Source organism: Pseudomonadota bacterium, assembly GCA_010028905.1.
GTDB lineage: Bacteria > Vulcanimicrobiota > Xenobia > RGZZ01 > RGZZ01 > RGZZ01.
Genome location: RGZZ01000137.1, coordinates 1 through 10749, shown reverse-complemented (window position 1 = coordinate 10749; position 10749 = coordinate 1). Strand labels below are relative to the sequence as shown.

The 10749-nt window shown below is 68.6% G+C and carries 10 protein-coding genes; 2 read left to right on the top strand and 8 right to left on the bottom strand.

Annotated features, from left to right (window positions below; genetic code table 11):
• Positions 1–363 (bottom strand): hypothetical protein (locus EB084_11355; GenBank protein ID NDD28851.1); only part of this gene is annotated, 363 nt, incomplete at its 3' end.
• Positions 364–456: 93 nt separating this feature from the next.
• Positions 457–882 (bottom strand): hypothetical protein, encoded by a 426-nt coding sequence (locus EB084_11350; protein NDD28850.1) that lies wholly within the window; start codon positions 880–882, stop codon positions 457–459.
• Positions 883–1101: 219 nt separating this feature from the next.
• On the opposite strand from EB084_11350, the gene EB084_11345 reads away from it, so the two are divergent.
• Positions 1102–1488, top strand: a complete 387-nt coding sequence (locus tag EB084_11345) for a DUF393 domain-containing protein (GenBank protein ID NDD28849.1) — start codon at positions 1102–1104, stop codon at positions 1486–1488.
• Between the two features lie 63 nt (positions 1489–1551).
• Here the strand turns inward: EB084_11345 and EB084_11340 are convergent, their stop codons facing one another.
• Together EB084_11340 and EB084_11335 are read right to left on the bottom strand one after the other, a co-directional pair.
• Positions 1552–1968: a hypothetical protein gene (locus tag EB084_11340; protein NDD28848.1), complete on the bottom strand. Its 417-nt coding sequence runs from the start codon at positions 1966–1968 to the stop codon at positions 1552–1554.
• A gap of 376 nt (positions 1969–2344) precedes the next feature.
• Positions 2345–4168, bottom strand: a complete 1824-nt coding sequence (locus EB084_11335) for a hypothetical protein (GenBank protein NDD28847.1) — start codon at positions 4166–4168, stop codon at positions 2345–2347.
• A gap of 90 nt (positions 4169–4258) precedes the next feature.
• On the opposite strand from EB084_11335, the gene EB084_11330 reads away from it, so the two are divergent.
• Complete coding sequence (locus EB084_11330) at positions 4259–4888, top strand: NUDIX domain-containing protein (GenBank protein ID NDD28846.1); 630 nt, start codon at positions 4259–4261, stop codon at positions 4886–4888.
• A 38-nt stretch (positions 4889–4926) separates the two neighbouring features.
• On the opposite strand, the gene EB084_11325 is transcribed toward EB084_11330, so the two are convergent.
• The 4 genes from EB084_11325 to EB084_11310 all read right to left on the bottom strand — a co-directional run.
• Positions 4927–5889, bottom strand: coding sequence for a glycosyltransferase family 2 protein (locus EB084_11325; protein ID NDD28845.1), 963 nt, complete (start codon positions 5887–5889; stop codon positions 4927–4929).
• Entirely contained in the window at positions 5649–7199 is a 1551-nt protein-coding gene (locus EB084_11320; GenBank protein NDD28844.1) for a TIGR03663 family protein, read from the bottom strand. Before EB084_11320 ends, EB084_11325 begins: the two co-directional genes overlap by 241 nt.
• Before the next feature lie 1191 nt (positions 7200–8390).
• Complete coding sequence (locus EB084_11315; GenBank protein ID NDD28843.1) at positions 8391–10295, bottom strand: glycosyltransferase family 4 protein; 1905 nt, start codon at positions 10293–10295, stop codon at positions 8391–8393.
• Positions 10288–10749: glycosyltransferase family 1 protein (locus EB084_11310; protein NDD28842.1), on the bottom strand; the 462-nt coding region annotated here is incomplete at its 5' end. The genes EB084_11310 and EB084_11315, both read right to left, overlap by 8 nt.

The following is a 10749-nucleotide window of genomic DNA, read 5'->3' as shown; positions in this document are numbered from 1 at the left end:
CGAGTGGCTGAGCACCCTTCTCCCCCAGGCCCTCGCGCTGCAGCACCGCATCGCCTGCGCGCGCTCGCAGGCGATGCGGTGCTGCAGCGCGAGGGCCTGGGGGAGAAGGGTGCTCAGCCACTCGAGCATGGCGGCATGGTTGCGGGCGCGGGTCGCCCGATCAATGTCGTTCCACAGGTAGCGGAGGTTGTCGAGAAGTCCCGCCTCTTTGTCGCACATGGCGAAGGCCCCCTCAATGGCGAGCCAGTGACGAACCCGATCGCGCAGGGCCGAGAACGCCGTGAGCCGTGCCTCGACTTCCGGCGACTGCCAGTAGAGCGCATTGAGCAGGTCCACCGCCTCCGTGGGCATGTCCATCGTCATGGTCGTCTCCCTCCACCCCTTCGGTGCGCCTCGCCCCTCCGGAGACGCGCGGGTTCGGCGTCTCCGGAGGCCAGGGACGCGCCGCGGCAAGACTCACTGCAGATCGCTGGGCTTGAAGCCGAGGGCCTGGGCACCCACCGCCAGCGCCTGGTCGTTCTCCATCTTCTTCTTGAAGTCGTCCCGGATGTGCTGGGCCGCTTCTTTCTCGGAACAGCCCACCTTGCCGTCGCCGTCGAGGTCGTTGCTCCCCCCGATGGCCCGGGCCTGGGCCTGCAGCGCCTTCTTCTCCTCATCGCTGAGCGCGGGCTTGGGGCGCTGGCTGGCGGCCTGACCGTATCTGCCCCCGCCGTAGGGGTCGCACTGCGAACCGGGCATGGCCCCATAGAGCGTGGTGGCGTCGCCCATGGGCGCAAACGCCGGCGACGCCAGCGGCCCCGCCATCGGCGACGCGCTCATGGGCATTCCAAAGCCCGTCATGGACGCAAGACCGGGGTTGAGGTACGAGGACATGGGAGTCATGGGCTGCCTCCTGCTTCATCCGTCGTCACGGCGCCGCAACCGATGCGATGCCGCCTGACGGTGGTTCTATCGACCTCATTCTGTCAGAGCGCGATAAATCACCGGTGAAACGAGGCCGCGCGATGTGTCCGGCCTGTGAACCCGGGCTGAACATTTCGCGCAGAGGAAGAACCCCGAGGGGGGAATGGCGAAGCCCTGCGCATGCAAGACGCGTCCCCCATCGTGCTGTTCGACGGCGTGTGCGGCCTCTGCAACGGAGTGGTGCGCTGGCTCGTGCGCCACGACACCGCGCGCGTGCTGCGCTACGCGCCCCTGCAAGGAACGACCGCCGCGGCCTTGCGCGCGCAACATCCCCAGATTCCCGCAACACTCGAGAGCATCGTCCTCGTCGATGACCGCGGCATTCGCATGCGAAGCGCGGCCGTCGTTGCGATCGCGGGCTACCTGCCCTACCCGTGGCGTCTGGGCGCGCTGCTGGGCGTCATTCCCGCACCGCTGCTCGACCTGGGGTACCGTGTCGTGGCGCGGGTGCGCTATCGCATCTTCGGAAAGCACGAGATGTGCGCGCTGCCAAAGCCGGAGGAGCGTGCCCTGCTCCTGCCGTGACGAAGCAGGCAGGCATTGCGTTCGAAGCGCGCGATGCGCGAGATGCGCGCGGGCCGATGGAGATCAGCGCAGGTACTGGAGACGGCTGCGCTCGGCCAGGGTCTCCTCGATGTCACGGCAAAGCGCGCGCTTGCCGTTGATGACGAGGGAGCGGGTGGCCACGAAGCCCACCGCCGCCGTGAGGCAGACCAGGAACACGGCCAGGCCCGGAAGCGTGGACTCGGCGTTGCGGAAGCTGACGAAGACCGCTCCGACTCCCGCGGCCGCGGCCAGAAAGGCCAGCACGGCGGCAGCGTTGACGAGGGAGCCCACCACGTCGAGCCAGCCCACCATCATCTGCTTGTGACGGACGCGCTGCTCGAGGCCCGCCAGCTGGACAGCGTGGACATGACGGCTCACGCCCACCGATCGGCCGCTGTGGGACGCAGTCGACCAGGCGCGCTCAGAAGTCTCTCGGCGCAGGGTTGCGGGCATCGTCATGTCCTCCTCTCCCGACCACTCAGGTCGGTGTCGTGTGCTTCGGGCGGGGGAGCGGGTCTTCTCCCGACCCCAACATCAGTGTACGAGAGACGTCTGAAAAAAGGTTGAAAGCCGGCAACGCCCTGATCCTGGCGACGCAGGCGTGCCCGGCCGAGGTACGGGACAGAGGACAGCGGAAAGCGGCCGGTCGCGCGCCGCAAAGGTCATCGCTCGAGGAGTCCTTGAAACGATGTGTACTGCGGGTAGGTGGGCGACAGCCCGGCCCCGCCGTGGTTGTGCCCCCCACAGATCACCGTGTAGGCGTCCGGCCGCGCGGAAGTCTGGAACGAGGGGGAGTAGGTGTCCTTCCCCGCCGAGGGGCAGGTGGGAACCCACTTCAGGTAGCTCGGCACGAGCTGCGACAGGCTCGAGGGGAAATGGCCGTCATGGTCGGACCCCCGACCGCAACCGCGTCCAGACCGGGACCGCGGGAGTGAACCGCCACTCCGTCCTTCTCGACCGACACCACCGACATCGCGCGAAGCGCGCGCATGCCCTCGAGCGTTCGCAGGAAGGCAGCGCGCATCGCGTCGCTCGAGGCGTCTCCCCGCGAGGGCAGCGTCTTCACGGCGTCGATGATTGCGGCAATCACGGGCTTTAGCTCGAGATACGAAGCCATCTCCGCTCTGCCATCAGCGGCCTTGCGGAGGGCTTCCAGCTCAGCCACACCCTCCACGCTCTCGGCAGGTGCGGCCCCGGCCGACCCCAGCCCCGCCTTCAGCAGGCTGCTCGAACGCGGACCGATGGCGAGCAGCAGCGCGCTGGCGGGTTTTGTCACAGTGGCCCAGAGCACGGGAACGCGGTCATACCCGTGAACCGCGACACCGTCGACCGTGTCGACCACGCGCGACGACAGGTGCGCCTTCTGCTCGATCTTGCCGATCAGCGCCTCCGCAACCGCCTTGTCCTTGATCGAGACGGCCACGAGGAACGACTGTGACGCGGCGGTCGCGCCTGGCTTCTGCGCGCTCCCCTCGCCCAGGCCCTGCGTCATGTCAGCCGACCACGCCACGTCGCCATCGCTGGCCTTGACGAACTCGCCCAAGGGGTCGAAGCCCAGCTGAAGTCCCATCATGGCCAGGCCCATGTCGATCTTGGAGCGAGGCTCGGGCAAGAGCATCGCCAGCTGGTAGAGAACCGCGCCCGCATACTTCACATTCAGCGCGGTGTAGCCTCCCCAGGCGCGGGGGAACAGCCGCGTGAGGGGCGCCGTGAGCGGCGTGGGGCTGAGCAGCGCCTTGGCGAAATCGCTCTTCGACGACGGGTCGACCTTCATGTAGGCGACCGACCCGTGATCGGAGGTAAAGTCGTTCGCAAGCACCACGTAGGGAAGGGCCTTGAGCCCCTCGAGGGTTCGCTGGTCGACCTGGGCGCTCTGCATCGACGCACTCAGGAGGGGGGCGAAAGCGTCAGACACAGCCGCGTAGATGAAGAGGTTGAAGGGGCCGCTGGCACGCTGGCGCGCCTCCACGAACTGGGGCTGCCCTGCCAGGGCAGGCCCTTTGCCCGCGGCGGCCTTCACGGCGGCGATCACGCGACTGGCCGTTCCGACGAAGAGATGGCCGTGCTCGATGGCGAAGCCGAGCTCCATCTTGTTGCTCGACCCAGACCAGATCCAGAGCTTGACGCCCTCGCGCTCGCTCTCCCTGGGAGACGACGCGTCCTTCTTCAGCCGGTGCTCGATGAAGGCGCGCGCCGCGCCTTCGTCGGTGACCGAGAGCGCGATGACGAGCTCGAACGGCGGCTGCTCGGAGCTTGTTGGCAGGGTGAACCCCTTCTGCCCCGCCGACGGCGTGAAGGCGATGCAACCCGCCGAAGCCCACCACTTCGCGACCTCTTCGAGCTTGAAGCCCCCTTCCTTCTCCATATCCTCGACCGACCGTGAGAGCGCGGGGCTCTGCTTCTCGAGCACGCGGAGCGCGTCGAGCAGCTTGGCTGCCGGCCACTGCTGCCGAAGGTCGACGGCGAGGAAGACGAGGGCATCTGACGGGACCACGGCAGCCAGGGCATCGACGCCCGTAGCCGCCGCCGTGGGTGCGGCGCCCTTCTCCCGCTTCATGACGAGCGCGCCCGCGACCAGCGCAACCGCCACCACGGCCACGATCAGCCATCCCATCATCGACCGCTTCGGCTCACCAGACGAATCCACGACCTGTGTCATCGGCTCCCCCTCTGCGCGGCGCGACATCGCGCAGAAGGTCTCGCCCCCGCCGCTGCGCCGCCTCACAGGGGCTTCCCGCGCGCGGAGGCCATGTCCTACCGACCGCCGCCACCCCGTCGCGCAACACGGCGCGCTCGTGCCCGCGGAACCGACGGCAGAGGAAAAAGCCCTCGACGGCGAACCCCGGCCCCCATGAGCGCAGATGAAGAAGTCGAGCTGGTGAACGACCGAGACGAGGTGGTGGAGGTCACGACCCGCGGGCGCATGCGCCGCGAGAACCTGCTGCACCGCGGGGTGGGCATCTTGTGTCGCAACAGTCGCGGCGAGGTCTACGTGCACAAGCGCACCGACACCAAGGACCTCTTCCCGGGCTTGTACGACATGTTCGTGGGAGGCGTGGTGGCGCGGGGTGAGTCGTACGACACGGCGGCGCGACGCGAGATCGCCGAAGAGCTCGGCATCACCTCCGGGGCGGTGCGACGCCTGTTCACGCATCGCTACGAGGGCGACCGGAATCGCGCGTTCATCGCCGTGTACGACGTCACCTGGGATGGCCCCATCACGCACCAGGCCGAGGAGATCGCCTGGGGCGGCTGGATCGCGGAGGACGCCCTCGAGCGCTGGGCGCAGCAGGTGGAGGTGGTGCCCGATGGGCTCTCGGTGTTCGAGCGCTGGCTCTCGTGGAAGCGTGAGGGCGGGGTGCCGGAGGGCGAGGCCTGAGCGCGGGCACCCGCCCATGCCTCAGCCTCCCCGAAAGCTCAGGCGCGCAGCCGCCACCACAGGCGCCACAGCTCGCGCAGGGTGCGCAGCGCAAGGCCCGGACGAGCCTGCAGCCGAGAACCGCCCGGGTCGCGCCAGCGCACCGGGAGCTGCACCACGGGGTATCCGAGACGCCTCGCCAGACAGAGCACCTCGACGTCGAAGACATAGCCCGCGGTGCGCAGCCGCGAGAAGATGGCCTCGGCGGCCTCCGCGCGAAACCCCTTGAAGCCGCACTGCGTGTCCTTCACGCCGAACCCCACGATGAACGAGGCCACGAAGGTGAACACGCGCCCCAGCAGGCGCCGTGTGGGCGTCTGCGACGCGGTGCGCATGTCGGTGCCGTCCGGATGCACCCGGGTGCCGATGACCACGGGCGCGCGCTCGAGCGCCTCGAGCATGGGCCCGATCTCTTCCGGAGGCGTTGCCAGGTCGGCGTCGGTGAAGACGCGCAGGCGCCCCTGCGCCGCCAGCATGCCGGTGCGCACGGCGTCACCCTTGCCGCGGTTGGGACGGTTGCAGATGAGCCGGATGGTCGGCATGCGCTGCGCCAGGCGCTCGACGAGCGCGGGTGTATCATCGAGCGAGCCGTCGTCGACCACCACGATCTCGTAGTCACCGGGCACGTGGCTGCCGAGCCACGCATCGAGGCGCTCCAGCGAGGGGCCGATGCGGGCCTCCTCGTTGTAGCCGGGCACCACGACGCTGAGGCGCAGAGCGGTCACGGCTTGCCCAGACGCTGCTGCGCCCACAGCACAAGGGTGACGCCCGGCCGGAGGGTGTAGGTGCCCACCGGTTGCATGCCCGTCTTGGCCGCGGCGCGCATGGCGGCGTCTTGATCGTGCTCCGGGTCGCCGTCGTGATCGGCCTCTGAGATGGCCATCGACGCGTCGTCGAGCGCCGCCATCTTGCCGTGGAAGAGCGCCTGCTTGTAGTCGCGCAGGTACCAGGGAAGCGGCCAGTAGGTGGGGGCGACGATGGCGATCTTGCTGTCGAGCCCCTTGTCACGCTCGGCCAGGCGGTTGATGTCGGCCAGGAGGCGGTTCACATCACGCACGGTGTGCGCGTAGACGTAGACGACCTCATCGCGGTTGTCGTCGTAGTGCTCGAAGTTCAGCGACCACGCCTGGTAGCCGCTGACGGCGAGCGCCACCGCCACGATGATGGCGCCGGTGGGCCGACCGAACAGTCCGAACATCTCCTGGGCCGCATACCCGCTCATCACCGCCATGGGGAGCACGATGTTGATGGTGAGCCACGGGGTCTTGTAGGCGATGAGGCTGTACATCGAGAGCATGCCCAGCGCCCAGAAGGCGCAGAACACGACAAGCGTGTTCGGACGGCGCGCCAGGGCGAACGCCACACCGATGAATCCGAGCACCAGCACCGATGGCTCGACGGCCATCATCCAGGTGAGGTACTGGGTCACGGGGTGCACGTGGGAGCTCTCGCCCGTCTTGGTCCAGAAGGCAAAGGCCTTGAACGCGTCGACGAGCCCCCCTCTGTTGGTGTAGAACGACGTGTAGAGCAGGAGATTGATGGCGACGAACACCACGGCCATCCAGAGCAGCACGGTGACATTCGTGTGAGGCCACTGCCCTCCGTCGGCAGGCGCCTCCTTCTCGGGGGCCTTCGCCGCCTGGTTCTTGCCGCGCCTGCCCTTTGGCTTCTCGCTGCTGGCGGGACTCCCACCGCCCGCCAGCTTCATCCAGATCCAGGCGCAGCCCCAGGCCAGCGCCAGCACCACGAGCATGGGGGCCGCGGTCTCCTTGGTGGCAAACATCATTGCCGCCGAGGCCGTCGCCGAGAAGAGCCAGGCCTGTCCCCGAGAGACGCAGTAGCGGTCGACCGAGACGATGAGGCCGAGCATGCAGAACAGCAGCATCATCTCGTGGATGTAGTAGCGCGAGAAGAACAGCATGCCCGGCGACAGGGCGATGAAGGCGGCAGCGGCCACGGCGGCCCAGTCACCGAGTCGACGCCCCAGGAAGAGCACAAGAGCGATGAGGGCGATGCCGAAGATCGCCGGCTCGAACCGCAGGGCGAACGAGGTCAGCCCGAAGAGCTTCACCAGGGGCACGGTGAGGTAGTACAGCGACGGGCCGTGGTAGTTCGAGGGGTCGTACTTGTAGTAGCCCTCGCGCACAAGCCGCGTGAGGAAGAAGCCGTTCACCCCCTCGTCGTGATGGAAGGGGCGCAGCGTGAGCTGGTGGAGCCGCAGCACCGCGCCGACGATGATGACGGCGACAGCGGCGATGCGCGAAGTGTTCATGGCGTGATCTTCACCTGATGGAGGGAGTAGGGCCCCACATTCAGCACAACGGGCATGGAGGCCAGGAAGGCATCATTGACCGAGACCGCCCCACGTTCCTGGGGACCCACCGCGATGTACTCGACATGCTGGCTGCGGAGCATCTCGACCGCGGCGGGACCGCCCGCGTAGGCCTGCTTGATGTCTTCTTCCCGTGTTCCCGGGGGAAGCCCCTGCGACCACACGTGGCCGGGATAGCCCAGGAAGTGCCTCCGCCCGCTCAGCACAAGAGGATGGTTGGGCACCGCCGCGTGCAGGATGAGCGCCCCCGGCGGCGTGACCCCGCGCACCTGCTCGGCGAACAAGACCCCGCTGCGGTCGATGACGGGCTGGTCGACCTGCCCCGACGTCACCCGCCACACATCGAGGAGACCCGACAGCACGAGGGCGACGAAGAGGGCCGCGCCCACCACGCGTGACACCCCCCGCTGGCGCAGCAGACCCGCCACCATGAGCCCCACCAGCGGAAGCGCCGCGAGGAAGGCGTACACCAGCACCTTGATGTTGTCCCACACCCAGGGGGCCAGTCGCAGCAGGTTCGCCACCACGAAGCAGAGGAAGAAGGGGGCGCAGTAGAAGCGCAGCGCCCGAGGCACCACCGGCCGCTCTTCGTCGCGGGCGATGAGAGAGACCGCCGTGAGCGGGATGAGCAGCCCGGTGTTGCGCAGCCAGAACATCACGAACGACATCTCGTCCGGCTTGTCCCAGCCAGGCTTCCAGCCAATGAACCCTTCGGTCTGCAGCCTCGCCCCCCGCATGGCGAGGGCGATCTGAGGCAGGCCGATGGCCAGCGCCGCCACGGCGAAGCGCCCCCAGGCGCCCATCCCCGGCCGAGGCGGATCAGACGGCTCCGCGGCCACGTGCAGCACCGAGAACAGGAGCGCCAGGCACGCCCCCACCCCCATGACCACGAGGTAGCTGTGGGCGTGCGCGAGAGGAAGAAGACCCGCCACACAGCCTGCCGCCGTCATGCGACGGTTCACCCCCGCCTGATCGCCGCTGCGCAGCGCCCGCCACCAGAGCGTGAACACCGTGACGGCCAGCCCCAGACCGACCACGAGGGTGCGCTGGGGGATGAGCAGCGTGGTGATCATGTTGCCCCAGCGCAGCCCATCGGCCGGTGTCGATGAGATGGTGTAGTCTCGCGGCAGGTCACCGAGGAGCGGGAACATCCCCCGTTCGCCGGACCACACCTCGCCCACGAAGGCGAACCAGCCGAGACCACCGCTGCAGACGAACATGACCACGCCGAGGGTTGCCGCGAGGCCGTTGTCGGTGAGCTCGAGGAACCAGGCGTGGATGAGCACGAGAAGGGCCAGGAGCAGGATGCTCGACTGCACCTGGTAGGCCTGATCGAGAGGCAGCCCGCCCACGGCGAGCACGCCCGCGCCGAAATCGGTGAGAAAGGGATAGGTGAGCGAGGCGCCGCCAAGTGAGGGGTGCTCTGGCGGGAAGCGCTGGCCGAACAGGAAGTCGCACGTGATGGCCAGATGGAAGGTGAGGTCGCCGAAGTTGTGCACATCGCCCACACTGATGCCGCCAGGCGTGACGTAGAACGCCCGACCGCAGACGACCACGGCGAAGATGCCGGTCACCGCAACGCCTGCCAGGGCCGCGGGGCGGGTCGCAAGCGCCCGCATCGAAGCGACGAGGCGCGCCCGCAGCGCCGGCCGGCGCAGCAGCACGAGCGGTGCCAGGGCGACAGCGGTGGCCAGCCACACCGCGATGGGCGTGAGCCCGAGCACCGACGCCAGCACATAGGCGAAGAGCGACGCCGCCGTGAGGCCCACTGAAGCACCGAAGGCGAGGCGCCACGTCAGGCTCGCGTCTTCCTCGAAGACGAAGGTGAGCGCGGCGCCGCCGAGCACGGCGGCCGTGACGAACAGGAAGGCCAGCATCAGCGTCGCTCTGCGAACGCCGCGTGCTTCTCGATCGCTGACGAGAGAACCGCATGGCCTGCTGGCGGATGCCGTCCGGTGGCGCCAGGGGCGGCCCGCTCTCGAAGCGGTGAACGGCATCGATGAGCGATCGCACGGTCTGCTCCTCGAAGAAGACGCCGCTCACCCCCTCGGCCACCGTCTCCCGCGCACCCCCGCGGCCGAACGCGATGACCGGGGTTCCACAGGCCTGGGCCTCGACCGGAACGATGCCGAAGTCCTCCTCGGCCGCGAACACAAAGGCCCTCGCCCGTTGCAGGTGATCGTGCAGCACATCATCCGGCTGATACCCCAGCAGCTGCACGTTCGACGCGGCCTTGGCCGCGATCTTGGCCGCGTCGGGGCCATCGCCGATGACCACGAGGCGCCGATCCGGCATGGCAGAGAACGCCTCGACGATGAGATCGATGCGCTTGTACGGCACGAAGCGCGAGGCGGCCAGGTAGAAGTCGTCGCGCTCCCGGCCCACGGCGAGACGGTCGACGTCGACGGGCGGATAGATGACCGTCGACTCGCGACCGTACACGCGCGCGATGCGTCGGGCGATGTATGACGAGATGGCCACGAAGTGGTCGACCCGGTTCACGGTGCTCAGGTCCCAGAGGCGCAGGTAGTGCAGGGCCGCCCGCGCGGCGAGGCCCTTCAGGCCGCGGTCGAGGCCGGTCTCGCGCAGGTACTGGTGGCACAGATCCCAGGCGTAGCGCATGGGCGTGTAGCAGTAGCACACGTGCAGCTGACCCGCGTGGGTGAGCACGCCTTTCGCCACCGCGTGCGAGCTCGAGATGACCACGTCGTAGGCAGAGAGGTCGAAGGCCTCCACCGCGCTGGGGAGCAGCGGCAGGTACGAGCGGTAGCTGCGGCGCGCGCGTGGCAGCCGGGCAACGAACGAATCGGTGACGCGATCCGGCGGAATGCCCAGGCGCGTGACGCTGCGGTCATCGTGCACCACGGTGAACACGTCGGAAGGAAACATGTCGTAGAGCGAAGCCAGGCACTTCTCCGCGCCCCCCAGGTCGACGATCCAGTCGTGCACGATGGCGCTTCGAAAGCCGTGCGGGAGGGACGCGGTGCCCAGCGAGGCCGAACGGCTGCCCTCGGCGCGCGCGCGAGCATCAGGCATGAGAGAGCTGCTCCAGATGAGAGAGATGGGCGCGGGCCGACGCGGCCCAGCTGAACGCCTGGGCCTGGCGCAGGCCCGCCTCGACGCAGCGCGCCCGCGCGGCCCCGTCGGTGAGGATGGCGCGAACGTGCCGAGCGATCTGCACCGCCGCGTCGGCTGCGTGGGGATCGAAGTAGAGCGCGGCATCCCCGCACACCTCTGGCAAGGAGGCCGTGCGCGAGACCACGACGGGACATCCGCAGGTCATGGCTTCGAGGGGGGGAAAGCCGAACCCCTCGTACCACGAGGGATACACGAGACACAAGGCATGCTCGTACAATGCCCGCAATGACGCATCATCAACGTAGCCGAGGGAGCGCACCCCGTCCGGGAGCGCGGCGTCCGCGGCGAACACGCGGGCGTTCCCCCCTCCCACCACGACGACATCGACCTCACCGGCGAGCTGGCGCGCCGC